Origin of the sequence: Lonsdalea britannica, from assembly GCF_003515985.1 — a bacterium.
GTDB classification, from domain to species: Bacteria; Pseudomonadota; Gammaproteobacteria; order Enterobacterales; family Enterobacteriaceae; genus Lonsdalea; species Lonsdalea britannica.
In genome coordinates, this window is sequence record NZ_CP023009.1 from 202,879 (window position 1) to 228,691 (window position 25,813).

At 53.1% G+C, this 25,813-nt stretch carries 27 protein-coding genes, 3 pseudogenes and 1 other annotated feature; of the genes and pseudogenes, 17 read left to right on the plus strand and 13 right to left on the minus strand.

Features of this window, described 5'->3' with window-relative positions; genetic code table 11:
• Positions 1-50 precede the first annotated feature (50 nt).
• Together yfiH and rluD are read right to left on the minus strand one after the other, a co-directional pair.
• Positions 51-773 carry a purine nucleoside phosphorylase YfiH gene (gene yfiH, locus CKQ53_RS00965; protein WP_085653073.1) on the minus strand — a complete coding sequence of 241 codons (723 nt, stop codon included), beginning with the start codon at positions 771-773 and terminating at the stop codon, positions 51-53.
• 4 nt (positions 774-777) lie between these two features.
• Positions 778-1,754: pseudogene (gene rluD / locus CKQ53_RS00970) on the minus strand (23S rRNA pseudouridine(1911/1915/1917) synthase RluD).
• Between the two features lie 132 nt (positions 1,755-1,886).
• Between rluD and bamD the strand changes: the two are divergent.
• From bamD to pheA, 3 genes are all read left to right on the plus strand, one after another.
• Positions 1,887-2,618, plus strand: a complete 732-nt coding sequence (gene bamD / locus CKQ53_RS00980; protein WP_085653075.1) for an outer membrane protein assembly factor BamD — start codon at positions 1,887-1,889, stop codon at positions 2,616-2,618.
• A 277-nt stretch (positions 2,619-2,895) separates the two neighbouring features.
• Positions 2,896-3,234 (plus strand): ribosome-associated translation inhibitor RaiA, encoded by a 339-nt coding sequence (gene raiA / locus CKQ53_RS00985; protein WP_085653076.1) that lies wholly within the window; start codon positions 2,896-2,898, stop codon positions 3,232-3,234.
• 111 nt (positions 3,235-3,345) lie between these two features.
• Positions 3,346-3,471: a sequence feature (Phe leader region), on the plus strand.
• 26 nt (positions 3,472-3,497) lie between these two features.
• The gene (pheA, locus tag CKQ53_RS00990; protein WP_094118893.1) at positions 3,498-4,658 is read left to right on the plus strand and encodes a bifunctional chorismate mutase/prephenate dehydratase; all 1,161 of its coding nucleotides are present in this window, start codon (positions 3,498-3,500) and stop codon (positions 4,656-4,658) included.
• A gap of 60 nt (positions 4,659-4,718) precedes the next feature.
• Here pheA and tyrA read toward each other — a convergent pair whose 3' ends face one another.
• From tyrA to CKQ53_RS01005, 3 genes are all read right to left on the minus strand, one after another.
• Positions 4,719-5,837, minus strand: a complete 1,119-nt coding sequence (gene tyrA / locus CKQ53_RS00995; RefSeq protein ID WP_085653078.1) for a bifunctional chorismate mutase/prephenate dehydrogenase — start codon at positions 5,835-5,837, stop codon at positions 4,719-4,721.
• Positions 5,838-5,848: 11 nt separating this feature from the next.
• Entirely contained in the window at positions 5,849-6,913 is a 1,065-nt protein-coding gene (locus CKQ53_RS01000; RefSeq protein ID WP_094118896.1) for a 3-deoxy-7-phosphoheptulonate synthase, read from the minus strand.
• Positions 6,914-7,577: 664 nt separating this feature from the next.
• Positions 7,578-8,066: a hypothetical protein gene (locus CKQ53_RS01005; RefSeq protein ID WP_094118894.1), complete on the minus strand. Its 489-nt coding sequence runs from the start codon at positions 8,064-8,066 to the stop codon at positions 7,578-7,580.
• A 636-nt stretch (positions 8,067-8,702) separates the two neighbouring features.
• On the opposite strand from CKQ53_RS01005, the gene CKQ53_RS01010 reads away from it, so the two are divergent.
• From CKQ53_RS01010 to CKQ53_RS01030, 5 genes and pseudogenes are all read left to right on the plus strand, one after another.
• Positions 8,703-9,122, plus strand: coding sequence for a DUF3757 domain-containing protein (locus CKQ53_RS01010; RefSeq protein ID WP_094118895.1), 420 nt, complete (start codon positions 8,703-8,705; stop codon positions 9,120-9,122).
• A 191-nt stretch (positions 9,123-9,313) separates the two neighbouring features.
• Positions 9,314-9,615: pseudogene (locus tag CKQ53_RS18615) on the plus strand (phage tail-collar fiber domain-containing protein); the annotation flags it as partial.
• A 290-nt stretch (positions 9,616-9,905) separates the two neighbouring features.
• Positions 9,906-10,739 carry a DUF3289 family protein gene (locus CKQ53_RS01020; protein WP_118894547.1) on the plus strand — a complete coding sequence of 278 codons (834 nt, stop codon included), beginning with the start codon at positions 9,906-9,908 and terminating at the stop codon, positions 10,737-10,739.
• Between the two features lie 17 nt (positions 10,740-10,756).
• A complete protein-coding gene (locus tag CKQ53_RS01025) occupies positions 10,757-11,038 on the plus strand; it encodes a DUF3289 family protein (RefSeq protein WP_244200985.1) in 282 nt (93 codons plus the stop codon).
• A complete protein-coding gene (locus CKQ53_RS01030) occupies positions 11,035-11,718 on the plus strand; it encodes a hypothetical protein (RefSeq protein WP_094118872.1) in 684 nt (227 codons plus the stop codon). The genes CKQ53_RS01025 and CKQ53_RS01030 overlap by 4 nt, the downstream gene beginning before the upstream one ends.
• A gap of 5 nt (positions 11,719-11,723) precedes the next feature.
• Here the strand turns inward: CKQ53_RS01030 and CKQ53_RS01035 are convergent, their stop codons facing one another.
• Complete coding sequence (locus CKQ53_RS01035) at positions 11,724-11,942, minus strand: hypothetical protein (RefSeq protein WP_094118873.1); 219 nt, start codon at positions 11,940-11,942, stop codon at positions 11,724-11,726.
• Between the two features lie 103 nt (positions 11,943-12,045).
• Here CKQ53_RS01035 and CKQ53_RS01040 point away from each other — a divergent pair, with 103 nt between their 5' ends.
• The 8 genes and pseudogenes from CKQ53_RS01040 (at position 12,046) to CKQ53_RS01075 (ending at position 18,715) form a co-directional block, all read left to right on the plus strand.
• Entirely contained in the window at positions 12,046-13,218 is a 1,173-nt protein-coding gene (locus tag CKQ53_RS01040; protein ID WP_118894552.1) for a phage tail sheath protein, read from the plus strand.
• Positions 13,219-13,227: 9 nt separating this feature from the next.
• Positions 13,228-13,743 carry a phage major tail tube protein gene (locus tag CKQ53_RS01045; protein WP_094118874.1) on the plus strand — a complete coding sequence of 172 codons (516 nt, stop codon included), beginning with the start codon at positions 13,228-13,230 and terminating at the stop codon, positions 13,741-13,743.
• Between the two features lie 57 nt (positions 13,744-13,800).
• The gene (locus CKQ53_RS01050; RefSeq protein WP_118894554.1) at positions 13,801-14,115 is read left to right on the plus strand and encodes a phage tail assembly protein; all 315 of its coding nucleotides are present in this window, start codon (positions 13,801-13,803) and stop codon (positions 14,113-14,115) included.
• A 14-nt stretch (positions 14,116-14,129) separates the two neighbouring features.
• Entirely contained in the window at positions 14,130-14,249 is a 120-nt protein-coding gene (locus CKQ53_RS01055; protein WP_094118875.1) for a GpE family phage tail protein, read from the plus strand.
• Positions 14,242-16,871: pseudogene (locus CKQ53_RS01060) on the plus strand (phage tail tape measure protein). Before CKQ53_RS01055 ends, CKQ53_RS01060 begins: the two are co-directional and overlap by 8 nt.
• Complete coding sequence (locus CKQ53_RS01065) at positions 16,868-17,353, plus strand: phage tail protein (protein WP_085688453.1); 486 nt, start codon at positions 16,868-16,870, stop codon at positions 17,351-17,353. The pseudogene CKQ53_RS01060 and the gene CKQ53_RS01065 overlap by 4 nt, the downstream one beginning before the upstream one ends.
• Entirely contained in the window at positions 17,350-18,438 is a 1,089-nt protein-coding gene (locus CKQ53_RS01070) for a phage late control D family protein (protein WP_094118877.1), read from the plus strand. The genes CKQ53_RS01065 and CKQ53_RS01070 overlap by 4 nt, the downstream gene beginning before the upstream one ends.
• A 58-nt stretch (positions 18,439-18,496) precedes the next feature.
• On the plus strand, positions 18,497-18,715 hold the full coding sequence (locus CKQ53_RS01075) for an ogr/Delta-like zinc finger family protein (protein ID WP_094118878.1): 219 nt from the start codon (positions 18,497-18,499) through the stop codon (positions 18,713-18,715).
• Between the two features lie 218 nt (positions 18,716-18,933).
• Here the strand turns inward: CKQ53_RS01075 and rplS are convergent, their stop codons facing one another.
• From rplS to ffh, 5 genes are all read right to left on the minus strand, one after another.
• Complete coding sequence (gene rplS / locus CKQ53_RS01080; RefSeq protein WP_026739733.1) at positions 18,934-19,281, minus strand: 50S ribosomal protein L19; 348 nt, start codon at positions 19,279-19,281, stop codon at positions 18,934-18,936.
• 63 nt (positions 19,282-19,344) lie between these two features.
• Complete coding sequence (trmD, locus tag CKQ53_RS01085; protein ID WP_094101687.1) at positions 19,345-20,097, minus strand: tRNA (guanosine(37)-N1)-methyltransferase TrmD; 753 nt, start codon at positions 20,095-20,097, stop codon at positions 19,345-19,347.
• Between the two features lie 37 nt (positions 20,098-20,134).
• Entirely contained in the window at positions 20,135-20,683 is a 549-nt protein-coding gene (gene rimM, locus CKQ53_RS01090; protein WP_085653081.1) for a ribosome maturation factor RimM, read from the minus strand.
• 18 nt (positions 20,684-20,701) lie between these two features.
• Positions 20,702-20,950, minus strand: coding sequence for a 30S ribosomal protein S16 (gene rpsP / locus CKQ53_RS01095; protein WP_026739736.1), 249 nt, complete (start codon positions 20,948-20,950; stop codon positions 20,702-20,704).
• 158 nt (positions 20,951-21,108) lie between these two features.
• Positions 21,109-22,470, minus strand: coding sequence for a signal recognition particle protein (gene ffh / locus CKQ53_RS01100; RefSeq protein ID WP_094118879.1), 1,362 nt, complete (start codon positions 22,468-22,470; stop codon positions 21,109-21,111).
• 171 nt (positions 22,471-22,641) lie between these two features.
• Between ffh and CKQ53_RS01105 the strand changes: the two genes are divergently transcribed.
• On the plus strand, positions 22,642-23,436 hold the full coding sequence (locus CKQ53_RS01105; RefSeq protein WP_085653083.1) for a cytochrome C assembly family protein: 795 nt from the start codon (positions 22,642-22,644) through the stop codon (positions 23,434-23,436).
• A gap of 64 nt (positions 23,437-23,500) precedes the next feature.
• Here the strand turns inward: CKQ53_RS01105 and luxS are convergent, their stop codons facing one another.
• Positions 23,501-24,016: an S-ribosylhomocysteine lyase gene (gene luxS / locus CKQ53_RS01110; RefSeq protein WP_085653084.1), complete on the minus strand. Its 516-nt coding sequence runs from the start codon at positions 24,014-24,016 to the stop codon at positions 23,501-23,503.
• Positions 24,017-24,183: 167 nt separating this feature from the next.
• Entirely contained in the window at positions 24,184-25,737 is a 1,554-nt protein-coding gene (gshA, locus tag CKQ53_RS01115; protein ID WP_094118880.1) for a glutamate--cysteine ligase, read from the minus strand.
• Positions 25,738-25,813 lie beyond the last annotated feature (76 nt).

Below are 25,813 nucleotides of genomic sequence, written 5' to 3' on the forward strand. Positions count from 1 at the left end.
ATAATAGTAGGAATCACGTTCTACGCGCTGGACCGTCCTAATTCAAAAGGTTATATCAGCCAGATTAAACTCGCCATACGACCGGTCACGCCGTCGCGGCGGTAGGAAAAGAATTGCTGTGGATGGCTTACCGTACAATATTCGCCGCCGTAAATCCGGCTAACGCCCGCGGCGCGAAGTCGCAGTCGGGCTAGCTGAAAGATATCAGCCATGTACTTATCGTCATGAGCGACAAACGCCTGCGCCGCGGCGGGATCGGACGCCATGAACGCCTCCCGCACTTCAGCACCGACTTCAAACTGCTGCGGCCCGATAGCCGGACCGAGCCACGCCATCATTTCCGACGGCGCCGCCCGGAAAGCCTTCAACGTCTGTTCCAGCACGCCGGCCTGCAAGCCGCGCCAGCCCGCGTGCGCCGCCGCCGCTTCATCGCCCTTCACCGAGCAGAACAGCACCGGCAGGCAATCGGCCGTCATCACCGCACACACCTTGCCTGGACGGGAGGTATAGACAGCATCCCCCGTCGTCGCGGGCGTCGCCTCGTCGAGATTGACGACCTGAGTGCCGTGTACCTGCTGTAACCAATGCGGCTGCGCAGGCAATGCGCCGCCTGCCACCAACCGACGTCGATTTTCCGCCACGCACGCGATGTCATCGCCTACGTGGTTGCCGAGATTGAGAGACGCATAAGGCTCGCGGCTACATCCACCGTGACGGGTGGTGGAGCAGGCGCGGATGGTCGCTGGCGCGGGCCAGTCGGGCTGAATCAGCATGTTGTCACCAGTCCAATTGATCCTTGAACTCTTCGGTATCTGCTTTAAGAGCAGCGATTAAATCCACCATGTCCTGAGGCAACGCCGCATGCCATTCCATCTGAATGCCCGTGACGGGATGGTAGAGTCTCAACATGGTGGCGTGGAGCGCCTGACGGTCGAAGCCACGCAGCACGCTGATGAATTCGTCCGAAGCGCCTTTCGGCGGACGGGGACGGCCGCCATACAGCGGATCGCCGACCAATGGATGCGCGATGTGCGACATATGAACGCGAATCTGGTGGGTTCTTCCCGTTTCCAGACGCAGTCTCAACCGGGTGTGGGCACGAAAATGCTCCATAATCCGGTAATGGGTGACCGCCGGTTTGCCCATCGGGTGCACCGCCATGTGCGTGCGTTTTGTGGGATGGCGCGCAATCGGCTCTTCCACCATACCGCCCGCCGTCATGTTACCGATAGCCACGGCTTCATATTCACGCGTGATTTCACGGGCTTGCAGCGATTCCACCAGCCGGGTCTGCGCCGGTACGGTTTTGGCGACGACCATCAGCCCGGTCGTGTCTTTATCCAGTCGGTGCACGATGCCAGCACGCGGCACATCGACAATCTCGGGATAATAATGCAGCAGCGCATTCAGCACGGTGCCGTCAGGGTTGCCCGCGCCGGGATGAACCACCAGGCCTCTCGGCTTGTTGATGACCAGAATATCCTGATCCTCATAGACGATATCCAGCGGGATCGCCTGAGGTTCCCAACGGGCTTCCTCTTCGATCAGCGCGTCGACGGCTATCGTTTCCCCCCCAGCACCTTCTCTTTGGGTTTATCAATCACGGTGCCGTTCACCTGCACGCGCTGGTCCAAAATCCACTCTTTTAAGCGAGAACGTGAATAATCAGGGAACAATTCGGCCAAAGCCTGATCTAAACGTTGTCCGAGTTGCGATTCGGCCACCGTTGCGGTGAGTTGTACTTGTTGTGCCATAGTATGCCGCTTCTTTTACGTTGGGTTTTAACGGCGATGCCGTATAAAATCATGTACCATTGTAGCTGGTCTTCATCGGGAGCTTAACGGACAGTTTCCCGTAAAAAACACTCTGAGGATAATCAAAACGTCATGACGCGTATGAAATATCTGGTGGCTGCTGCCACGTTGAGCCTGGTACTGGCGGGTTGTTCCAGCACCAAGGATGCGGTTCCAGACCGTCCACCTGCCGAGCTTTACGCCACCGCGCAGGAGAAATTGCAGGAGGGCAACTTTAAGGCAGCCATTACGCAGTTGGAAGCGTTGGATAACCGTTATCCATTCGGCCCTTATTCCCAGCAGGTTCAGCTTGACCTGATCTACGCCTACTACAAATCCGCCGAGTTACCGTTAGCTCAGGCATCCATCGACCGTTTCCTGCGTCTGAACCCCACGAGTCCCAATGTGGATTACGTGTTGTACATGCGCGGATTAACCAATATGGCGTTAGATGACAGTGCGTTGCAGGGGTTCTTCGGTGTGGATCGTTCAGACCGCGATCCGCAGTACGCCCGCGCCGCCTTCAAGGCATTCAGCCAGTTGGCGGAGGGCTATCCTCGTAGCCTGTATGTGACCGATGCCGGCAAACGTCTGGCGTTTCTGAAAGAGCGTTTGGCGAAGTATGAACTTTCGGTCGCGCAATACTACACGAAACGCGGCGCGTATGTCGCGGTGGTTAATCGTGTTGAGCAGATGCTGAAAGACTACCCGGATACGCAGGCCACACGTACGGCTCTGCCGCTGATGGAAAATGCTTATCGCCAGATGCAGCTGACCGGAGAGGCCGACAAAGTGGCGAAGCTGATCACGGCCAATCAAGCCTGATCGAACGCATTAGAAAGGATTTTACAACGGCAGCTTAGGCTGCCTTTTTTTATGCCCGGCGTCGATGACTCAACGCGGTTCCACGCAGCAAATCCTGAAAATTTTGGCATAGCTCCCTATCACTGACAAGGCTTGTCGCCGTAATCCCAAAACTCGCTCACAAATCATACGACCAGTCTGATATATGACAAAAAAAAGACTTAAAACCCTGCCATTTTAACCATCTCGGGGTATGCTGAAACTATCCAAGACGGACAAGGCAGAGAGGTAAACGTTTATGACTATCAACATTACCAGTAAGCAAATGGATATCACCCCGGCAATACGCAAACATGTCGAAGACCGTCTCACCAAGCTGGATAAGTGGCAAACTAGCCTGATTAATCCACACATCATCCTGTCGAAAGAACCTAAGGGCTTTGTGGCCGACGCCACCATTGGCACACCGAACGGACCGCTGGTCGCAAGCGCAAAACACGAAGATATGTATGCTGCGGTTAACGATCTTATTGCCAAGCTCGAACGACAGTTGAACAAGGTTCAGCATAAAGGTGAAGCGCGCCGCGCCGACACCTGCCTCAAAGACATCACGCCGCAGCCAGCCCCGGAAGAGTAATCACCCTCCTTTCCTATCGTGATGTTGTTAACGCGCCGAAAGGCGCGTTTTTTATTGACAGGATGAAAAGGCAGTCGTTAACCTAGCGCCATCAACCGTCAGGATTTAATTAATGACACGCCATTCATTGTTCTTCGTATTCTTCTTTTTCTTCCCCCACCGGGGGGGCGATTGGTCGTGTGAGTAAGAATACGAAGACGAACAAAAAGCCTCCTGAAATCAGGGGGCTTTTTTGTTCTGGCCTTCAAACAGGGTAAAGCAAAATGACCGACAATCCGTTATTGGCACTGCGCGAACGCATCAGCACACTGGATTTACAGCTGCTGGAGCTTCTGGCTCAACGGCGTGAGCTGGCTTTGGACGTTGCCCGAGCGAAGCAAACCACGCACCGACCTATCAGAGATAAAGAGCGTGAACGCGATCTGCTCACCCACTTGGTGGAAGCGGGCAGGCAACACCAGCTCGATGGTCACTACATCACCCGACTGTTCCAGCTGATTATCGAAGACTCCGTGCTCACCCAGCAGGCTCTGCTCCAGCAACACCTGAACCAAACCGGCGCGCATTCAGCTCGGGTCGCGTTCCTCGGTCCCAAAGGCTCCTATTCCCATCTGGCCGCACGCCAATATACGGCTCGTCATTTCGATCAGATCATCGAATGCGGCTGTCAGAAGTTCCAGGATATTTTTACCACGGTTGAGAACGGTCATGCCGATTACGGCGTTCTGCCGATTGAAAATACCAGCTCAGGATCGATCAACGACGTCTATGACCTGCTGCAACATACGGGATTGTCGATTGTGGGCGAACTATCTAACCCTATCGACCACTGCGTGTTGGTTTCTACAGACACCCAGCTTGACCAGATCCAGACCGTTTATAGCCATCCTCAGCCTTTCCAACAGTGCAGCCATTTTATTAACCGTTTCCCACACTGGAAAATCGAGTACTGCGAAAGCAGCGCCGCCGCGATGGCGAAAGTGGCTGAACTGAATTCACCTCACGCCGCCGCGCTGGGAAGTGAAGCCGGGGGGACGCTCTACAATCTGCAGGTGTTGGAACACAACCTGGCGAACCAGACGCAAAACTACACCCGCTTCATCGTACTGGCCCGCAAGCAAATCGACGTCGCAGAACAGGTTCCGGCTAAAACCACGTTAATTATGGCGACCGGCCAGCAGTCCGGCGCACTGGTCGAAGCGCTGCAAGTCCTACGGGATCAGGGCATTATCATGACCAAGCTGGAGTCCCGACCTATCCACGGCAATCCGTGGGAAGAGATGTTCTATATTGATGTACAGGCCAATCTGCGCAGCAAGCCAATGCAGAAAGCCATCAATGAACTGACGGCGATCACTCGTTCGTTAAAAGTGCTCGGCTGTTACCCTAGCGAGAACGTTGTCCCTGTCGATTTGGGCGGTTAAATGCAAACGCCGCCATTTCCTGAGGAGATGGCGGCGCAGTGATTCGCTTAGGGAAAAAGGTCAGCGGATGTCGTTGGCCTGTTGTAGCAGAGTCCGGCTTTCGCTCATAAAGCGGTGGGAATAGTCGCCAAACCACTGTTCTACTTTTTTGAAACTGTCGATAAACGCCGTTTTATCGCCATTATCCAGTAGTGCAATCGCTTCTCCGAAACGCTGGTAATAGCGCTTGATTAAAGCCAGGTTATTGCCAGATGACATGATGATGTCTGCATAAAGCTGCGGATCCTGAGCAAACAACCGCCCCACCATCGCCAGCTCCAGCCGGTAAATAGGCGATGACAGCGCCAGCAATTGTTCGATCTGCACATTTTCTTCCGTCAGATGTAATCCGTAAACGAACGTCGTGAAATGGCGCAACGCCTGAATGAAGGTCATGTTCTGATCGTGTTCTACCGCGCTGATGCGATGCAGACGCGCTCCCCAGACTCGAATCTGTTCCAGCAGCCACTGATAGGATTCGGGTTGACGCCCATCACAGTACACCACAACCTGCTTGGCGAGACTGCCGGTGTCCGGCCCGAACATCGGGTGAAGCCCCAAGACCGGGCCCTGGTGCACCGCCAGCATCGCTTGTAGCGGACCATTTTTGACCGAGGCCAAATCCACCAGCAGGCAGTCCTCCGGCAGCGGCGGCAGTTGGGCGATAACCTGTTCGGTAAGATGAATGGGAACGCTGACAATCACCATTCCCGCATCGGCCAACAGTTCGCCCGCCCGAGGCCAGTCTTCCTGCTCGAGAACTTTGACCTGATAACCGGATAGGGTCAGCATTTTATCGAACATACGGCCCATTTGACCGCGACCACCAATGATGACGACCGATCGCAGGGAAGGATTCAACGTTTTGAACCCTTTGTCATTTTCGCTGGAATAGGATTCACGCATGACGCGGCGCAGCACATCCTCAATCAACGAGGGAGGAACGCCTAAGGCTTCAGCATCCTTTCGACGAGAAGCCAGCATTTCCGCTTCCCGGTCCGGCGCGTAAATCGGTAATCCATAGTGACTTTTGACTTCGCCCACTTCTGCGACGAGTTTTAACCGCCGAGACAACAATGCCAACAGTGCCTTATCTACCTCGTCAATCTGATCACGTAACGCGGTCAGTTCAGCGGTCATTATTCTTCTCCTTACTGATTGGTGCTCATCGCGCCAAGCTCCTGGTGCACCGACCGCAATAATGATTCTGTGTTTTCCCAACTAATACAGGCGTCCGTGACAGATACACCGTAATCCATCTGGGAACGCGGCTGTTCGGAAGACTGACTGCCTTCATTCAGATGGCTTTCCAACATCAGACCGATAATAGAGCGATTGCCGGCTTTGAGCTGCTCCACGGCAGACTCCACTACCAACGGCTGGCGACGATAATCTTTATTCGAATTTCCGTGGCTACAATCTATCATCAGCGCTGGTTTCAGTCCCGCATCACGCATCTGTTTTTCACATTCCGCCACGTCTTCCGCACTGTAGTTTGGCTTTTTACCGCCGCGTAAAATCACATGACCGTCGGTATTTCCCTGCGTATGCAGCAGGCAGACCTGACCACTTTGGTTGATTCCCATAAAACGATGCGCCATCGAGGCGGCTTTCATGGCGTTAATGGCTGTGCCAAGGCTGCCGTCCGTGCCGTTTTTAAATCCGACCGGCATGGAAAGCCCGGACGCCATCTCACGGTGTGTCTGGGACTCAGTGGTTCTCGCGCCAATCGCCGACCAGCTGAAAAGGTCGCCCAGGTACTGCGGACTATTGGGGTCCAGCGCTTCCGTCGCCAGCGGCAGGCCAATGTTCACCAGCTTCAGCAGCAAATCACGCGCAATGTGTAAACCGGCTTCCATATCGCATGAACCATCCATATGCGGATCGTTGATCAATCCTTTCCACCCCACCGTGGTGCGGGGTTTTTCGAAGTAAACGCGCATGACGATATACAGCTTGTCGCTCAGCTCTGCCGCCAAAACCTGCAACCGGCGGGCATACTCCAACGCAGCATCGGTGTCGTGAATGGAACAAGGACCGCACACAATCAGCAACCGGTCGTCACGACCGTGAATAATATCCGCCACGGCCTGGCGAGAGCGAGAGATCGCCTGCTGAGCCTCGTCACTCAGAGGAAACTTCGCTTTCAATTCATCCGGAGTAATCAATATCTGCTCTTCAAGGATATTGACGTTATTAAGCGCGTCTTTCTGCAAGTTCATGGTCCTGTCCCTTATGCTGTACCTGTGCGGTGATGATGCTGAATACTTAATTCGGGTCACAGTATCACAAGGTGTAAATGTTTAAAACCACGACATGTAAAGTTATAATTACCCTTATAAGCCGCGTGAAGTACGGGGTGGAATGAGTATTTTCGCTTCAGAAAGTATGACCCATATTACCATCTCGTCACGAAGTCACGCTCAATGTGAGAGACCGACAGACTGAGGTTTTTGGCTTTCTCCAATTCCCTGAAATGACAAAAAGCACAATGAATTCATACAAAAACAAGAAAACCCACGAATAAAGCGCTGCATTCACCACCTTAAGTTCAAAACTGCGCTTAACATTTCTCTCGTTAGATGAGCTAAGCCAAAGCGACAATCTCAAAGGGTAACTGGCAATCTAAACCCCTCCCAACTGTAAACTTAAAATTACACCCAATTATGAGTTTGTCATCGATCAATACGCATCCAGTCAGCTAAGGCCGCGTAAATTTAGCGAAAAACCGATGTCATAACGGATCGATTTGATTTAAGCGATTGCAAGGAGACCACTGTCTTCACGCTACACGGATTCTGTCACGTCAGATCCTGCTGTGACTGTTTCATGCCAACGTTGCCGCAAAGGTTCTTTGCCAGATAAACAGTCACATGAGAATTAATTTTTTTTCCAGTGGGTGGACACCGGGTTGATTACGGGGTTTCTCCCCTGGGTATAAGTGCCGTTCTGTTGGGCAATGGCTTCGCCAGTATCTACAATCGCGTTCTGAATAAACACGTTTTGTTTTTCTCCACGAACGAACGTTAACTGATGAAAGGCCGTTTTATTGCCCCAGTCGCTGGAAGGTAGCGAAATGAAACGCACAGTGAAGGTTTCATCATCGAACTTGCCCTGCATGGAGTAAACACCATAGTGGTTTTCACCCTGGGAGATTATTTTATAGACACTGTTGTCGTAATAGTAAATCTCGGCATCGGGGAACGGTTTTTTGTCGTACATTTTACGATAATGCAGCACCTGCTTGATGGTGGGCTGACCGAAGCTGACGGTTAATTCTTTACCCTCCGCTGCGGTTGTCAGCCCGTCGGCATGAGCACTGCTCATAAGCATCAGCAGACCTGCGGTTGCCGTTTTGATGACTTTCATTTTAACTCTCTTAGTCTGATTCTATGAATAATGTGCATCAACGTGCTGAAACTACTCCATAAATTGGCACGACGCTAATTTATGCGGTAGACAGAAGGTATTGATGCATAGATAGGGTAGGCCCTAGTTACTTTTGGGACATCGCTATTCAGGCAGATTGAAGTCCACTAACAGCAGGCGATATAGCTCTTCCATACGGATGGCCACGTTCATCTGCCACGTAGCCCATTCCGTGCATCTAAGCAGGAGGCATGCGCGTTTTGTCACATCTCATCACTTTTTCCACCTGCGCTTAGCGTTCTGTCATTAACTGTACGCCGGACACCCGGCGACGATGACCTCACAACCTTCACAGACATGGGCTTTCTGGCACGCCAGAGCATCGTAGTTTTTATTTAAGCTCTGAGGTAGGTGCAGTTAAACGGAACGTTTATACGAGGTATTCGTTGTTTTTCATCTCACGCTGAAAATATCTCTCGTTATAAAACTCGCTGTCTATATTACTTTTTACTGTTAAGAGATGTGAATGTTATAGACTCACCATTCATCATATGGCATAAATCACCTGCGCTGTGGGGGTAATAAACTTATTAGCGCCATTCAAAGGACAAGCAGTATTGAAAAGGATTTAAAAATATGCCAATTAATAGCAAGTTAATTATCGCCTTTTTCTCTTTCTTCATGGTAGGTAACGTTCAAGCGACCGTATTTTCGTGCCCTGCAATAAATAAGATAAAACAAAATAAAGCTGACTCAGGCTATAGCTATAAAGCTAACGCCGGAGATAGCATGAAATGGACAGGGGAAAACCCTTATGCCGAAAAGAATGATCTGCAAAAGATTTCATTCAAAGAGGCTTATATTCTCAACGTTAAAAACTTGATTGCTTGTGATTATGTGGGCCATGACAATGTTTCCGGTATGAGAATGTCCCTCACATTAAAACTGCCCGTAAAACCATTGGGTAAATATTGGCAAGATGAGAAGCAATCTGATGGCAGTGTGTTTGTTCACTGCACTTCTTCATATCCAGAAGATTGCATTTTTAGCCAATAAAATTTCATTAATAGCGAGTTGCTGAGATCCGTAACTCGCTATTATGGTCAAAGAAAGTTGTACAACCCAAACCTGATAGTTTCGTCTCCCAACTATTCATTCAACGCCTCAAACCGTCTCTGCAACGGCATCCCCTCATTCCTCATAAAGACCCTGCTCGCCTTCTCCACATCCTCAAGTACGCCAGCGTGGTGACGCTAGCCGTCGCCAACTGCGCGAAGACCTACAAGCCGCAGTTGCAGGAGGGCAGCGGCCGCACCCAGACCGTGCGCATGAGCATTGTCGTCAACAGCGCCGACAACGCGACGCTGAAAATCGACCCGTCAGTGGTGTTGACCATTCGTCAGTATATCGCCGAATGCCGATTGAGATGAAGGCCTATGCGGATAGCCTGCTGACCGCACTTTTAGCTGCCAAGCTACCCCACCTTGAAACCGTCGATATCGATCGCTACCTTCCTGTCAGCGTTCCGCAACCGTGGCCGCAGGCAACCTGATGGACGGACGTGCCTGCCTGATACCGAAGCCAGTGAAAAACGGCGTCTTTAACGATTGATCGCTGATACCGATCGAAATGGAAAAATTGATCTGTATAAACGTTTATAAAACAAACAGCTCTGATGTCATTATGCGTCTGCATACTAAAAATACATGCCGACACCTGGGAAAATTAAACCGCCGATTTGGCGGTTTTTTCGTGGCATATCGTTCATTTACATAACTATAAGTTGCGCATAGACTATCCGCGCTTCACAGGGATAGATCTGTTTACAGGGAATGAAAAATGCTAATCACCAAGCGTCTGGATGAACTTACCCCAGATGAATTTACGCGTATCTTATCGCCTGAAAAAGGCAGCGCGCTGGATGCCAAAACCGTCGTATTAGGCTCGAAAGAACACGCCTGTTGTTCGTTAAACGCGGGAACCTTGGACATCAACGCCAGCCGCGACTTTTCCAACACCGTCCAAAACGCCTACGCTCGCGCCAAGGTCAACGCCCCGGCGCAAAAAGCGGGCTGGGGGTTTGCGCCTCGCCCGGCCACGCCGCGAACCGAACCCGCGCCGACGCTTAAAGTCACCGAAGTGACCGATACCACCAGTGCGACGCGTATCCATCTCCCCGTTCTGGTATATGAATCAAGACGGAAACCCGGCTTTAATGCCGATGGTAGCCCGGCTGCGGATATGACCTATGGCGATATGACCGAGGAAGAAATCAGAGCCATACCAAACTTTGGCCATTTACCTCTCTTCGCGAAGGATGGTTATTTATTTGGTTTCGATTCTGCCTCCCTTAATTTTCTTAAATTTAGGTTAATGGCTAAGCTTTTTTTCTCAGCTGGTGAATTAGAGATGGTTATCCTAGCGATGATTGCCAAATTTGAAAAAAAGGAGGGTGGAGAATTTAGGCATCCTGCTCTAACGCGCGCCGTTCGTGCGCATCCAAACACACAAGCGTTTATAAAAACATTGCTGCAGGGCATTGATGACACAATCAAACAGCAACATGGCGAAATTAACCCTGTTGCTTTAAATGATTGGATGATGAGCTATCAGAATATAATTAAAAAATCACTTCGCCCCCGGCTTTCAATACATTCGAAGATAAATACTTAGCCTGGTTAAATGGTGGATTGACGTTCGCCATCAATGACGTTTGGGCGGCTAAGGCAGAAATTGTTGACTTTGACCGTTGTGGTCGGTTTTATAAAGGTAAAGTTCGGGTGACCTTTTATGATCATTTTGGACTGGATATCCCTGATATTGGCCCAGATCCAGATACTGCGGAGATAAAGGTTTACAGCGTGCTTGGAGGCTTTCGTTCTTGGTTCATACTTCAACATTTAGATAAATTCGGTTATAAGCCGTTCATCACCGTAGTCGAAATGGATTACCCCATTAAAGGGAATATATGAAAAAGACATTTATATTTCTCGTTATAAATTATCTATTGGTTATGTTGGAACGTTTATATTCCTTCAATAACGAGACGCTGTTTTGGGATCACTATTCAATAATAGTCCCATTGTCATGGTTCATTACTCCCATATGTACCCTTGTTTTCTTATTCAGCAAGAAGTGGCGTTATGCTATATGTACCGTTCTCCTTCATGTAGCCATGCTGCTATGGATCAACCACATCGGCCCGTTTTCAACGCATTTCTTTTTCGGGACACCTTTAATTGAAAAACGACAAGGGTACGAGTTTTATATAGATGTATCTGGCGAGCGAGGTTACGACTATATCGTCACGTCTCCGCCTAAAAGTCAGCGCGCTTTTACTGCTCTCATCGCAGATTATTTCAGTAAGCATCCGTTAGGAAACAAGGATTATAGTGGGGTGTTGTACATAAAGAGTATCGACACGATGAGTAACGGCAAAATTGCTAAAGCTCATTGGTGGGATCAACCTATGCGTGGCAGAGCACTGATTGATGCTGATATTTCAGAGTACGAAATTGCCACCGTCGCTAATCTTGAAGATGGATCGCTGAAAATCTGGTTTATCGGCGGTTACGGAGTGACGTGCGAGAATAATCAGTCAGGCAACGTGATCATCAAACCCGATGGTACTCACACCCCCACCTGCGATTAACCCCACTAGGCAAAAAACAGCGCGACGCTGAGCACCTCGTTCAGTGCCGCGTTGAGACTCGGCAGCGGATCGGTATGCAGGGGAATAGCCTGCTCCGCCTGCCGATGTACCGCCATCCAGCCGTCATTGTTAAATACTGCATAGCTATCCACCGGGCAGTCGACCAGACTGTCCTCGGTATCCAGCACATAAATCGTCACGCCCAACATATCCACTTTACGCATCCTTGCCTCTCCTATTGTGTCATTCCTGATACAGCCCCGAAGGGGTGCGCGGTGTTGCCGTGTCTTTCACCATATCAGAACTCATTTAGCGGAGATCTGATCTATGGCGCAAGATTACCATCACGGCGTGCGCGTGGTTGAAATCAACGAAGGCACCCGCCCCATCCAAACCGTTTCGACGGCCATTGTCGGTATGGTGTGTACCGCCGACGATGCCGACGCGGCGACGTTTCCCCTCAATAAACCCGTCTTGCTGACCGACGTCGTGACGGCCAGCGGCAAGGCGGGCGAGTCCGGCACGCTGGCCCGCGCACTGGATGCTATTGGCGATCAGGCCAAACCGGTGACGGTGGTCGTGCGTGTCGCTCAGGGCGACAGCGAGGCGGAGACCACCTCCAACATCATCGGCGGCGTCACCGCCGACGGCAAAAAGACCGGCATGAAAGCCCTGCTGGCCGCCCAGGGACAGCTCGGCGTCAAACCCCGCATTCTCGGCGTACCCGGCCACGACAATCAGGCGGTAGCCGCCGAACTGGCGAGCGTAGCCCAAAGCCTGCGCGCCTTTGCCTACATCAGCGCCTACGGCTGCAACACGGTGGAAGCGGCGATCGCTTACCGCGCCAATTTCAGTCAGCGCGAACTGATGCTGATTTGGCCGGACTTCATCGCCTGGGATACGGTCGCCAATGCCGATGCGTCCGCCTGGGCGACCGCACGCGCACTGGGCCTGCGGGCCAAAATCGACGAGCAAACCGGCTGGCATAAAACCCTGTCTAACGTCGGCGTCAACGGGGTGACCGGTATTTCCGCCGATGTGTTCTGGGACCTGCAAGATCCGGCGACCGATGCGGGCCTGCTGAACCAGAACGACGTCACCACGTTGATCCGTAAAGACGGTTTTCGCTTTTGGGGGTCTCGCACCTGTAGCGACGATCCGCTGTTCGCCTTTGAGTCCTACACCCGCACCGCTCAGGTGCTGGCCGACACCATGGCCGAGGCGCACATGTGGGCCAGCGACAAACCGCTGACGCCTTCGCTGGCACGCGACATCATCGAGGGGGTCCGCGCCAAGCTGCGCGAAATGACCACCAATGGCTATCTGCTGGGCGGCGACTGCTGGATTGATGAGGCGGCCAATACCAAGGACACGCTGAAAGCCGGCACGCTGACCCTCGACTACGACTACACGCCGGTGCCGCCGCTGGAAAACCTGATGCTGCGCCAGCGCATCACGGACAGCTATCTCATCGACTTCACCAGCCAGGTCAACAGCTAAGGGGCGCACATGGCATTACCACGGATATTAAAACAACTGAATCTGTTCAACGACGGCAACAGCTATATGGGCGTGGTTGAATCCTTCACCCAGCCCAAGCTGACGCGCAAGTTTGAAAAGTGGCGCGGCGGCGGAATGCCGGGCGCGGTCGATATCGACATGGGTCTGGACGACAGCGCGCTGGAAGTCGAATGGCAGATTGCGGGCATTGAACCGCTGATTTACAAACAGCTCGGCAATACCAAGGCGGATGGCGTGCCGCTGCGCTTTACCTGTTCGGTACAGCGTGACGACACCGCCGAGGTGCAGGCGGTCGAGGTGGTGCTGCGCGGCCGGCACAAAGAAATCGACGGCGGCGAAGCCAAACTCGGCGAACTGACCAAAACCAAAGTATCGACGACCTGCACCTACTACAAACTGACCGTCAACGGCGAGGTGCTGATTGAGATTGACCTGCTGAACATGATCGAAATTGTCGGCGGCGTGGACCTGATGGAAGCCCACCGTTCCGCCATCGGCCTGTAACGCGCCTCTTTAATTGCGCAGGTTCACCCCTGCGCCCCAACCCAACAGAGACACATCATGCAAAAAGACGATAACACCCTGACCACTGAAAAAGTCATTACGCTGGATACCCCGCTGAAACGGGGCGACGTCACTCTTACGGCAATCACGCTCCGCAAACCCACTTCCGGCAGCCTGCGCGGCACCCGCCTGCAGGCGCTGATGGAAATGGACGTCAACGCCCTGATGGTGGTGCTGCCGCGCGTTACTACCCCGGCGCTGACGCAGGCGGACGTGCTGGAACTGGACCCGGCCGATCTGGTCAGTCTGTCGGTGGAGTTAGTCACTTTTTTGTTGCCGAACTCGGCGCGGTCAGCTTTGCCCCCAGCCTGACGGTCGAGGATTTAGTGGCGGATATCGCCACCGTGTTTCACTGGCCGCCGGCGGTCACCGCGGAGATGTCATTAACCGAGGTACTGAACTGGCGCCACAAAGCCATTATTCGCAGCGGATCTGACGATGAGTGATAACAACCTGCGTTTACAGGTGGTGATGAATGCGATTGACCGGATCACGCGTCCGCTCCGCACGGCGCGGGACAGCACCCGGTCGTTGGCTTCGGATATCAAACAGACGCAGAGCCAGCTCAAGCAGCTGAACGAGGCCGGCAATAAGCTGACCACCTTCAATACGCTAAAACAGCGTGTTAGCCAAACCGGTGACGCGCTGGCGCAGGCTCGGCTCCGCGCCCAAATGATGACGCAGGAAATGAGTAGCCTTGCTTCACCGACCCGCGCGCAAACCAAAGCGCTGGAAGATCAGTGGCGCGCCGTCAGCCGTCTGGAGAATAAGCACCAGGCCGAGCAAAACCAGCTGGGGCGCCTGCGCGGCGACCTGTACCGACTCGGTATTTCGACGCAGGACAGCGCCCGCGCCACGGCGCGCATCGCCGAGGAAACCGCACGCTACAACCGCCAATTATCGGAACAGACCCGGCGCCTGCGACAGGCCGGCGAACAGCAGCACAGGCTCAATGCGATCCGCGCGCGCCATGCCAGGACGATGGAGACCCGCAATCAGTTAGCCGGCAACGGCGGCGGTCTGATTGCCACCAGTGTCACCACGGCAGCCCCGCTGATGGCACCGGTCAAAGCGTATGCTGAGGCAGAAGAGGCCGGCTCACAGTTAGCCGGCGCCATGATGGGACCAGGGGCGAAAGTCTCCCCAGAATTTGAAAAAATCAATCAGCTGGCCATCGCGCTGGGTGACAAGCTGCCTGGCACCACGGCGGATTTTCAGAACATGATGACCATGCTGCGCCGCCAGGGCATCGCTGCGCAAACCATCCTGGGCGGCATGGGGGAAGCGACCGCTTACCTGGGCGTACAGCTGAAAATGCCCTCAGAGGAAGCGGCAGAGTTTGCAGCCAAAATGCAGGACGCCACCGGCACCGTGGAAAAAGACATGATGGGCCTGATGGATGTGATTCAGAAAGGCTTCTATGCCGGCGTCGACCCCACCAACATGCTGCAGGGCTTCACCAAAATCAGCAGCGCGATGGATATCCTGCATACCAAAGGGCTGGACGGCGCGAAAATGCTGGCGCCGTTCCTGGTCATGGCCGACCAGAAAGGCATGGCGGGCGAATCGGCTGGCAACGCCTACCGCAAAGTGTTTCAGATGGTGATGGACACCAAAAAGGTCGGCAATGTTAACAAGGACCTGAAAGGCAGCGGCATCAAGTTTGATTTCACCAACGGCAAAGGCGAGTTCGGCGGGGTCGACCAGCTGTATCGACAACTCGACCAGTTGAACTCGCTAAATACCGCTAAAAGAACGCAGGTGATCAAAGGGCTGTTCGGCGATGATGCGGAAACGCTACAGGTGATTAATATTCTGCGTCAGGGCATGGGCGCCTATCAGGATGCGCAGGCCAAATTAGCGGAGCAAGCCTCATTGCGGGAGCGCGTCGACGCCCAGCTGAAAACACTGGGGAACAAATGGGACGCGGCGGGCGGTTCTTTCACTAACGCGATGGCCACCATCGGCGCCACGGTGGCACCGGACCTAAAACAGCTGGTCGACGGACTGGCCGAGCTGTCCGTAAAGCTGAATGAGTTTGCAAAAGAACATCCAGTACTGACCGCTGGCCTGTTTAAAGCGGCGGCGGGATTTGCCATTGTCACCGGGGCTATCGGGGCTGTGATGCTCACCATCGCCGCCATTCTCGGCCCCATGGCGATGATGCGATTGAGCCTGTCGATGCTCGGCATCAGGGGCGTCAGCGCGGTGGGGCTGATCGGCAGTGCGCTGAAAAACATGGGCGGCGCGGTGATGTGGCTAGGACGGCTGATGATGGCGAACCCGATACTGGCCGTGATTGGATTGATTGCGATGGGCGCGATCTACCTCTGGCAGAACTGGGACACGCTCGGCCCCAAATTCAAGGCGCTGTGGGACAATGTCAGCAGCACGGTATCGACCGCCTGGGAAGGGATCAAACAGAAATTGAGTGACAAATGGGACAGCCTGGTTAAAAGCGTCTCAGCATTGCCAGCCCGCTTTAAAGAAGCTGGACGGGAGTTAATCGACGGCCTGATGAACGGCATCAGTGAAAAATGGGAAGCGCTCAAGGCTAAATTGTCCTCCATGACCGACTACCTGCCGAACTGGATGAAACCCAACTCGGACACGCCGATGCCTTTACCTCCGCCCAATTCCCCCCGCCGGTGTACAGCGACATTCCGATGTATGACACCGGCGGCCAGATTGCGTCGGGACAGCTCGGTATTGTCGGCGAGAACGGCCCGGAAATCGTCGCCGGTCCGGCATCCGTGACCAGCCGACGGCGCACGGCCGCCTTAGCCGCGGCGGCGCTGACGTTAGGCTCCACCGCCTCCCCGGCAACGGCTTATCCGCTGCATCCATTCAGCCTGTTGCCCGCAGCCCCTGCAGCAACCACATCGCGCCAGCCCGCGCCGGTGGTCACGCCGGTGACCGTCCATGCGCCGATCACCATCGTGCCGCAACCGGGCCAGAGCGCGACCGATATCGCCCGTGAAGTGGCGCGCCAGCTCGATGAACGCGAGCGACGCGCCCAGGCAAAAGCCCGTAGCAGTTACCGCGATCAGGGAGGACTCGAATCATGATGATGGTATTAGGCCTGTTTGTGTTCACGTTAAAGACCGTGCCTTATCAGGAACTGCAACGCCAGCGCGCCTGGCGCCATGTGACCAATAGCCGGATTGGCTATCGCCCGGTGACGCAGTATGTCGGCCCGGACAATGACACCATCACGTTACAGGGCGTGCTACTGCCACAGGTGACCGGCGGTGCGCTGTCTTTGTGGGCGCTGGAGCAGATGGCCGAGACCGGTAAAGCTTGGGCGTTACTGGAAGGCAGCGGCACCATTTATGGCATGTATGTCATTGAGAGCTTGAATGAAACCCGCAGCCAGTTTTTTCAGGACGGCAAAGCCCGGCGTATCGAGTTCACCCTGACATTAAAACGTGTGGATGAATCGCTGTCCGCGATGCTGGGCGACTTATCCACGTCATTAGGCGGCTTGAAAGACAGCGCGACGCAGGCGATCGGCGGGCTGACGTCTGCCGTCAGCGGGGTGTTGTCATGACTAATTGGCTGACAGGCGTCGAGTCTACGCCGGATTACCGGCTGCGCCTGGGGAAAACCGACATTACGCCGGTACTGGAAAAGCGGCTTATCTCATTGACGCTTACCGACAACCGCGGCTTTGAGGCGGACCAGCTCGATCTGGAACTGGACGATGCGGACGGCCAGCTGGCGCTGCCCCGGCGCGGCGCTGAAATCACGCTATTTTTGGGCTGGAAAGGCGAAGCGTTAATCGGTAAAGGCACCTACGTGGTGGATGAAATCGAACACAGCGGCGCGCCTGACCGGCTGACCCTGCGCGCCCGTAGCGCTGATTTTCGCCAGACCCTGAACATCAAACGGGAACGCTCCTGGCATCAGACCACGGTCGGGGCGATCGTCACGGATATCGCCAACCGGCACAAGCTGACGGCGGCACTGGATGCGGATACGGCTGTACAGCCGGTTGACCACATCGACCAGACCAAAGAGTCGGATTGTTCCTTCCTGATGCGGCTGGCGAAAGAGCACGGCGCTATCGCCGCAGTCAAAGACGGCCGACTGCTGTTTCTGCGTCAGGGACAGGGGAAAACGGCCAGCGGCAAAGTACTGCCAGCCGTCACCATCACCCGCGCCGCTGGCGACAGCCATCGTTTTTCCCTGGCCGACCGGGATGCTTACACCGGCGTGGTCGCCAGCTGGCTGCACACGCAGGAGCCGAAGAAAAGTCAGGAAACGCAGGTGAAACGTCGGCGCCGTCACACCCATCAGAAAAAAACGCCGGAGGCCAAACAGGGCGAATACCTGATCGGCACCGATGAAAACGTGCTGGTCCTGAGTCGCACCTACGCCAACCAGGCCAACGCCGAACGCGCGGCCAAAATGCACTGGGAACGGCTGCAGCGCGGCGTCGCCTCCTTCTCCATCACGTTAGCAAGAGGACGGGCCGAGCTGTACCCGGAACTGCCAGCAAAGGTCAGTGGCTTTAAGCAGGAAATCGACGCGGCGGAGTGGACGATCGCGACAGTCACGCATTCGTTGAGCGGACAGGGATTTACGACCGCGTTAGAGCTGGAAGTGAAGATTGACAACCTATCGATTGAATGATCAAATATTCGAAAATGCGAAATAATCTTGATAATTTGAATTGAAAGAGGGAAAGCCGATGATGAAATGCCCGCTGTGTGGATGCGCAGCCCACACCCGTTCCAGTCAGGAAATTACGCCGCAGACGAAAGAGCGCTACAACCAATGCACGAATATCAATTGCGGCCATACGTTTATTACGATGGAGACCTTTATCCGCTCCATTGCGATCCCTGCAAACGTTAATACCGTGCCACTCCATACCAAGGGGGGAAATCAGGCCACCTTGAACTTATAATTACCGTCACTGAATAAAAACGTTACCTCCTATCTTGTCTTTCCCATCCAGCTAACCACAGCCACATTGAGACCAGCCCGCGAAGCGGGTTTTTTTATGTCTGCTGCCTACAACTCATGCGCTGCTGCCATTTTGCTGCCACCATAAATAAAAAAAGGGCTGACCAATGGTCAACCCCTTGTTTTATATCGACTTTCGGATGTCGCGAAAGCGCGTTCTTAGTTAAGACGCTCTTTGATACGAGCAGACTTACCAGCACGCTCACGCAGGTAGTACAGTTTCGCTTTACGTACGGCACCACGGCGTTTCACAGTAATGCTGTCCACTACTGGAGAATGCGTCTGGAATACACGTTCCACGCCTTCGCCGTTAGAAATCTTGCGAACAGTGAATGCAGAATGCAGACCGCGGTTACGAATAGCGATAACCACGCCCTCGAATGCCTGCAGACGTTTTTTAGAACCTTCAACGACCCATACCTTAACTTCCACGGAATCACCCGGACGGAATGAAGGTACGTCTTGCTTCATCTGCTCTTGTTCGATCTGTTTAATGATGTTGCTCATAATATGTCTCTTACCCTAGGTAAACTGATATATGGGTTCGCCCGGCGCTGTGCCAGCGGCCCCCTAGTACTCTTGTTGAGACTGATGTTCCCGTTGGAATTCAGCCAGCAACGTTGTTTGCTCGTCAGTCAGAGCTAGGCTTTTCAGAAGTTCAGGTCTTCTAAGCCAGGTTCGGCCCAGCGACTGCTTCAAACGCCAGCGACGTATTTCAGCATGGTTGCCTGACAGTAAAACTGCCGGAACTTCCATCCCCGTCAACACTTCAGGCCGGGTGAAATGGGGGCAATCCAGCAATCCATCCGCAAAAGAGTCTTCTTCTGCAGAAGCTTCATGACCCAGTACGCCCGGAATGAACCGGGAAACAGAGTCAATCAGCGTCATTGCCGGCAGTTCGCCGCCGCTGAGCACATAATCCCCGATAGACCACTCTTCGTCGACTTCGGTTTTGATTACGCGCTCGTCAATTCCCTCGTACCGTCCACAGACCAGAATCATCTTCTGATTTGTAGCAAGTTGACGTACGCCTTGCTGATCCAATTTGCGGCCCTGTGGTGACAGGTAAATCACCCGAGCGCCTTCGCCTGCCGCTGCTTTAGCTGCATGAATCGCATCCCGTAAAGGTTGCACCATCATCAGCATCCCGGGACCGCCGCCATAAGGGCGATCGTCCACGGTGCGATGCCGGTCGTAGGTGAAGTCTCGCGGACTCCAATATTCTACGCTCAGCAGGCCATTTTTTACTGCCCGGCCAGTGACTCCATAATCAGTAATGGCGCGGAACATTTCTGGAAACAGGCTGATTACCCCAATCCACATAGCATCGTTCCACTCGTTACTGGTCGTTGTACGGAAATCAAAAACCAGGATCCCAATCTACTTCAATACGATGAGTAGAAAGGTCAACATGCTTGATCACCTGCTCTGTCAGGAACGGAATTAACCGCTCCTTGACCCCGTAAGCATCTTTCAGGTTAGCTCTTACCACCATCACATCGTTCGAGCCGGTTTCCATCATATCGATGACTTTGCCCAGCCCGTAACCGGCGACGGTTACGACTTCACAGCCAATAAGATCTTTCCAGTAATAATCACCCTCATCCAGTTCAGGAAGCTGAGATACGTCGACAACAATCTCGCAATTGGTCAACAGATTCGCCGCATCCCGATCTTCAACATCTTTGATCTTGATGATCAGGTCCTGATTATGGTGCCTCCAGCTCTCGATTTCGATGAGCTGCAAACCGCCTTTATTCCGGAGATACAAGGGCTGATAGTCAAAAATACTTTCGGCATCTTCGGTGGAGGAAAACACTCTGAGCCAACCTCTGATGCCATACGTCGACCCCATTTTCCCCAGTACTACCGGGTTTGTAGGGGCTTGAGGGCTAAGCTGCTTGCTCATTGTCACCACCGCAACAGGTTATGCTGCTTTTTTAGCGTCTTTGATCAGCGCAGAAACGCGATCAGAAACGGTAGCGCCCTGGCCAACCCAGTGCTCGATACGATCCAGGTCCAGACGCAGTGCTTCTGCCTGACCGGTTGCGATCGGGTTGAAGAAACCTACACGCTCAATAAAACGACCGTCGCGCGCATTGCGGCTATCGGTCACGACGACTTGGTAGAACGGGCGTTTTTTAGCGCCGCCACGTGCCAAACGAATAGTTACCATAACATCCTCTTTAGTGAATAAAACAACCGGGCCCCATCGAGGAACGGGGCCCAGTGTCATATAAAAAGCCCGAAAATTTTACTCATTTTGGCGTAAAAAGCAATCTAAAGCGTGCTTCATCCCCGAATACTTTCTACGCCGAGGTAAAACATCAGACGTTAGCGCCCCGGAAAGCCCGGTGGCATCATACCTTTCATTCCGCGCATCATTTTCGCCATACCGCCATTTTTCATCTTCTTCATCATGCGCTGCATGTCGTCAAACTGCTTCAGCAGCCGATTGACGTCTTGCACCTGCATACCTGAACCCGTGGCGATACGGCGCTTGCGCGAACCCTTGATAATTTCGGGTTTAGCGCGCTCTTTCTGCGTCATGGAATTAATGATGGCTTCCATACGCACCAGAACCTTGTCGTCCATCTGGGACTTCACATTGTCCGGCAGTTGGCCCATTCCCGGCAGCTTGCTCATCATGCTAGCCATGCCGCCCATATTGCGCATTTGCTTTAACTGGTCAAGGAAGTCGGTCAGGTCAAATCCGTCGCCCTTTTTCAGCTTTTTCGCCAACTTCTCGGCCTGGGTGCGGTCGACTTTGGTTTCCAGCTCTTCGATCAGGGACAGAACATCTCCCATTCCCAGGATGCGAGATGCAATGCGATCCGGGTGGAACGGCTCAAGAGCTTCCGTCTTTTCACCGACGCCGAGGAATTTGATCGGCTTGCCAGTGATATGGCGAATAGACAATGCCGCACCGCCGCGGGCGTCACCGTCGATTTTAGTCAGGATGACACCGGTTAACGGTAGTGCTTCGTTAAATGCTTTTGCCGTGTTAGCTGCATCCTGACCGGTCATCGCATCGACCACAAACAGGGTTTCCACCGGATTCAATGCCGCATGGACCTGTTTGATCTCATCCATCATCGCGTCGTCAACGTGCAAACGACCCGCGGTATCGACCAGCAGGACATCATAAAATTGCAGTTGGGCATGTTTTAACGCGTGATTGACGATATCGACCGGCTTTTGGCCCGCATCGGAGGGGAAGAAATCGACCCCGACCGTCTGCGCCAACGTTTCCAGCTGTTTAATCGCCGCAGGGCGATACACGTCTGCTGAAACCACCAGCACTTTTTTCTTCTGCTTTTCGCGCAGGAACTTCCCCAGCTTACCGACGCTGGTGGTTTTACCTGCCCCTTGCAGACCCGCCATCAGGACAACGGCAGGAGGCTGTGCCGCCAGATTAAGCTCGGCATTCACCTCGCCCATAGAGGCAACCAGTTCGTTCTGAACAATCTTGACGAACTCCTGCCCCGGCGTCAGGCTTTTATTCACCTCGAGGCCAACGGCCCGCTCCTTGACGCGATTGATGAAATCACGCACCACGGGCAACGCCACATCGGCTTCGAGTAACGCCATGCGAACTTCGCGCAGCGTCTCTTTAATATTCTCTTCTGTCAGTCGGCCACGGCCGCTGATGTTGCGCAAAGTGCGCGATAGTCGATCGGTTAGATTTTCAAACATAGCTCTGCTCAACGTAAACTGGCCGCTATCGCGACGTGAACGGTGGGGATTATAACACGAAAGCCACGGCAATCTCCGCGAGTGTTTACGGATAACAGGTTGGTGGGCCGTAATGACTAAGGCTATACTGGCCGTCCTTATTACTCTGTTGATACCCAATAATCTAACGCTATGTCTGTTTTCGCCATCGTGGCTTTAGCGGCCTATTCGCTCAGTCTGGGGCTGATTGTTCCCAGTCTGTTGAAAAAGAACAGCGCCTATCGCCGGTTGGCGGTAGCCTCCGCGGTGCTCGCACTTGCCTGTCATGCCGTGGCGCTCTATCAACGCATCTTTGATGTCTACGCCGGGCAAAATTTGAGCTTGCTTAACATAGGCTCGCTGGTCAGTCTGATGATCTGCTCGGTCATGACCTTCGTCGCCACGCGCAATCGAGGATGGTTTCTGCTGCCCGTCGTCTATACCTTCGCGCTTATCAACCTGGCATTCGCGGCTTTTATGCCGGGCGAGTTCATCACTCATCTTGAAAATGAACCCGGTCTGATGGTGCATATCGGTCTGGCGCTGTTTGCCTACGCCACGCTAATGATTGCCGCACTGTACGCACTGCAAATGGCGTCGCTGGATTACATGTTGAAGAATAAAATGCTGGGCTTTACGTCGGATATGCCGCCCCTGCTCAGCATTGAACGTAAGATGTTCCACATTACTCAGGTCGGCGTCATTCTGTTAACGCTGACATTGTGTACCGGGCTGTTTTACATGAGCGACTTGCTCAACAATAAAGAGAATCTCCATAAAGCGCTGTTCTCTTTGCTGGCCTGGTTCGTCTATATCCTACTGCTATGGGGACACTACCATGAAGGTTGGAGAGGTCGCCGCGTAGTTTACTTCAACCTGATAGGTGCATTGCTGTTAACGCTGTCCTATTTCGGTAGCCGTGTAATTAACCCTTTCCTCGTTCATTAATCTCACACTCCAGGCATAAAAAAAGAGAGCGTAATGCTCTCTTTTTTGTCTCTGAAGTCCGCCGTCAGATATGCAGCTCAGCCAGCTTGTCTTTAGGCAAGGCCAGTTCATCATTCTTATTGACCCGAACATCATGCTCAAGGATATGGCGAGCAATATCCTGTGCTTCGGTCAAGGAATGCATATCATAAGTGCCGCACTGGAATTCATTCAGTTCAGGGATCTTACGCTGTTCTTTTACCTTCAGAACATCTTCCATAGAGGCTTTCCAGGCCTTAGCCACGCGAACTTCATCCGGCGTACCAATCAGGCTCATGTAAAAACCCGTACGGCATCCCATCGGAGAAATATCGATGATCTCGACCCCTTCACCATTCAGATGGTCGCGCATGAATCCAGCGAACAGATGCTCCAGCGTATGAATACCGCGCTCAGGCATGATTTCATGGTTAGGACGGCAGAAGCGCAGATCGAAAACCGTGATGGTATCACCATGGGGCGTTTTCATGGTTTTTGCGACCCGTACCGCAGGGGCTGCCATACGCGTGTGATCGACAGTAAAGCTATCTAGTAATGGCATGTTGCCACCTCCTCATCGAAAAAATGTTTTTTTCTCGTTTCCAGGAAACTTTTTTTCTTGGCGCAAGTCATAACATATGAAAGACGCGCATTTATCATCATCATCCCTATTAACAGAGATGTTTATTTGGCCACACTTCGGTGTGGCCGTTTCTTTTTTACCCGCGGTTACTGCGCGGCAAGAAACTCTTCAAAACTTTGTTTATCTTCAGATTCCAGCTGTCGCTGTCGCTGCCATGAGCGCTCGGACTCGGCGGTAAACTGGCTTTCCGTCAACATTTCCAACGGTTCATTCCGCAAGGCTTCACGATATTGAGCCGCCAGCGCCAAACCAACGCCTCCAGACCCTTCTTCAAGCATCATTTTTAACAGTCTGCCTGAGAAAGTGCGCTCTGGATCATCAAACTGGGCAACAAGGTTATCACAGACCTGCTGGTAACAAGGTTCATCTTGCTCCTTATCCAACAATTCCGCCACCCGACGTAAATCCGCAAACAGCTCGCGACCGACCTCAGCCAGCGGCTGCTGGCGTGAATCACAGCCCATTCCGATGGTTTGTCCGGGTTTACGCCCTTCAAGAATAACGCGATTCCAGTTTTTACGAGTACATTGCAGCTCTTCGCTGCTCATATCCGGCGCATCGGCCAACGCACACCAAATCAGGAATAGATCGAGGAAGCGGACCTGCTCTTCGCTGACGCCCGTGGCGGAAAAAGGATTGATGTCGAGCGATCGGACCTCAATGTATTCGACGCCGCCACGCAGCAATGCATCTGACGGCTTTTCTCCCGAGCGCGTGACGCGTTTGGGACGGATAGGTGCATACAGCTCGTTTTCAATCTGCAGAACGTTGGTGTTGAGCTGCAGATAGCGTCCATCCCGTTTGATGCCCAAACGAGCATAGTCTTCGGAGGGCGTAACAATAGCTTGCTTGAGCGCCGCGACGTACGTATCGAGATCGTTGAAGGTAATGCCCAAATTGCTTTGTGACTTGTTGGTGTACCCCAAATCGCTAAGACGCAGCGATGTGGCGTAAGGCAAATAGCAGAGGCCGTTTTCCGTGCGTTCAAAAGGAATGGACGTTTCTTTTCCATTCAGGAAGGAAGAGCAGACGGCCGGCGAGGCGCCAAAGAGATAAGGGATCACCCAGCCGAAGCGATAATAATTACGGATTAGCTGAAAGTAGCCAGACGAGATCGCTGCTTTACCGCTGATTTCATCGGTAACGCCCGATTTTTCCTGCCAAAAAGACAACGGCAGCGAAAAATTGTAATGCACGCCGGAAATAGTTTGCATCAGCGCGCCATAGCGATTTTTAAGCCCTTCACGATAAAGCGTTTTCATCCTTCCGATGTTGGATGAACCGTACTGGGCCAGTTCGATGTCGTCTTCCGCGGCAACGTAGCACGGCATGCTGAGCGGCCACATTCTCTCTTCACCCAGATGCCGGGCTACATAGCGGTGAATGTCGCGCAGGAATGTCAGCAGGTGATGAATATCTTTATCAACTGGGGTAATAAACTCTAACAGAGACTCGGCAAAATCCGTGGTGATCCACGAGTGCGTCAATGCGGCCCCTAGCGCTTCCGGATGACCGGTCTGCGCCAGATGTCCATTAGCCATAACACGCAATGTTTCGCGCTCTATTCCTCGCTGAATTCCCTTGATGGCCTGAGGGTGTTGTTCCAGCCAGGACAGAGATTTTGATACGTCCGGGATCAAAGCGACCTCCCGTTAGTTAGTATGTAATAGTTGTTAGCATAACTGATGCCAGATGCCATCCACCAGACGCGGTTAA

Excerpts from the sequence above, each read along its gene's own strand:
- CKQ53_RS01035 (WP_094118873.1), bottom strand. The coding sequence starts at position 11,942 with ATGCGTAAAGTGGATATGTTGGGCGTGACGATTTATGTGCTGGATACC.
- bamD (WP_085653075.1), top strand. The coding sequence starts at position 1,887 with ATGACGCGTATGAAATATCTGGTGGCTGCTGCCACGTTGAGCCTGGTA.
- CKQ53_RS01075 (WP_094118878.1), top strand. The coding sequence starts at position 18,497 with ATGATGAAATGCCCGCTGTGTGGATGCGCAGCCCACACCCGTTCCAGT.
- CKQ53_RS01040 (WP_118894552.1), top strand. The coding sequence starts at position 12,046 with ATGGCGCAAGATTACCATCACGGCGTGCGCGTGGTTGAAATCAACGAA.
- ffh (WP_094118879.1), bottom strand. The coding sequence starts at position 22,470 with ATGTTTGAAAATCTAACCGATCGACTATCGCGCACTTTGCGCAACATC.
- CKQ53_RS01045 (WP_094118874.1), top strand. The coding sequence starts at position 13,228 with ATGGCATTACCACGGATATTAAAACAACTGAATCTGTTCAACGACGGC.
- rplS (WP_026739733.1), bottom strand. The coding sequence starts at position 19,281 with ATGAGCAACATCATTAAACAGATCGAACAAGAGCAGATGAAGCAAGAC.
- rpsP (WP_026739736.1), bottom strand. The coding sequence starts at position 20,950 with ATGGTAACTATTCGTTTGGCACGTGGCGGCGCTAAAAAACGCCCGTTC.
- pheA (WP_094118893.1), top strand. The coding sequence starts at position 3,498 with ATGACCGACAATCCGTTATTGGCACTGCGCGAACGCATCAGCACACTG.
- CKQ53_RS01020 (WP_118894547.1), top strand. The coding sequence starts at position 9,906 with ATGCTAATCACCAAGCGTCTGGATGAACTTACCCCAGATGAATTTACG.
- CKQ53_RS01030 (WP_094118872.1), top strand. The coding sequence starts at position 11,035 with ATGAAAAAGACATTTATATTTCTCGTTATAAATTATCTATTGGTTATG.
- raiA (WP_085653076.1), top strand. The coding sequence starts at position 2,896 with ATGACTATCAACATTACCAGTAAGCAAATGGATATCACCCCGGCAATA.
- CKQ53_RS01050 (WP_118894554.1), top strand. The coding sequence starts at position 13,801 with ATGCAAAAAGACGATAACACCCTGACCACTGAAAAAGTCATTACGCTG.
- tyrA (WP_085653078.1), bottom strand. The coding sequence starts at position 5,837 with ATGACCGCTGAACTGACCGCGTTACGTGATCAGATTGACGAGGTAGAT.
- yfiH (WP_085653073.1), bottom strand. The coding sequence starts at position 773 with ATGCTGATTCAGCCCGACTGGCCCGCGCCAGCGACCATCCGCGCCTGC.
- CKQ53_RS01065 (WP_085688453.1), top strand. The coding sequence starts at position 16,868 with ATGATGATGGTATTAGGCCTGTTTGTGTTCACGTTAAAGACCGTGCCT.
- CKQ53_RS01010 (WP_094118895.1), top strand. The coding sequence starts at position 8,703 with ATGCCAATTAATAGCAAGTTAATTATCGCCTTTTTCTCTTTCTTCATG.
- trmD (WP_094101687.1), bottom strand. The coding sequence starts at position 20,097 with ATGTGGATTGGGGTAATCAGCCTGTTTCCAGAAATGTTCCGCGCCATT.
- CKQ53_RS01070 (WP_094118877.1), top strand. The coding sequence starts at position 17,350 with ATGACTAATTGGCTGACAGGCGTCGAGTCTACGCCGGATTACCGGCTG.
- luxS (WP_085653084.1), bottom strand. The coding sequence starts at position 24,016 with ATGCCATTACTAGATAGCTTTACTGTCGATCACACGCGTATGGCAGCC.
- rimM (WP_085653081.1), bottom strand. The coding sequence starts at position 20,683 with ATGAGCAAGCAGCTTAGCCCTCAAGCCCCTACAAACCCGGTAGTACTG.
- CKQ53_RS01005 (WP_094118894.1), bottom strand. The coding sequence starts at position 8,066 with ATGAAAGTCATCAAAACGGCAACCGCAGGTCTGCTGATGCTTATGAGC.
- CKQ53_RS01105 (WP_085653083.1), top strand. The coding sequence starts at position 22,642 with ATGTCTGTTTTCGCCATCGTGGCTTTAGCGGCCTATTCGCTCAGTCTG.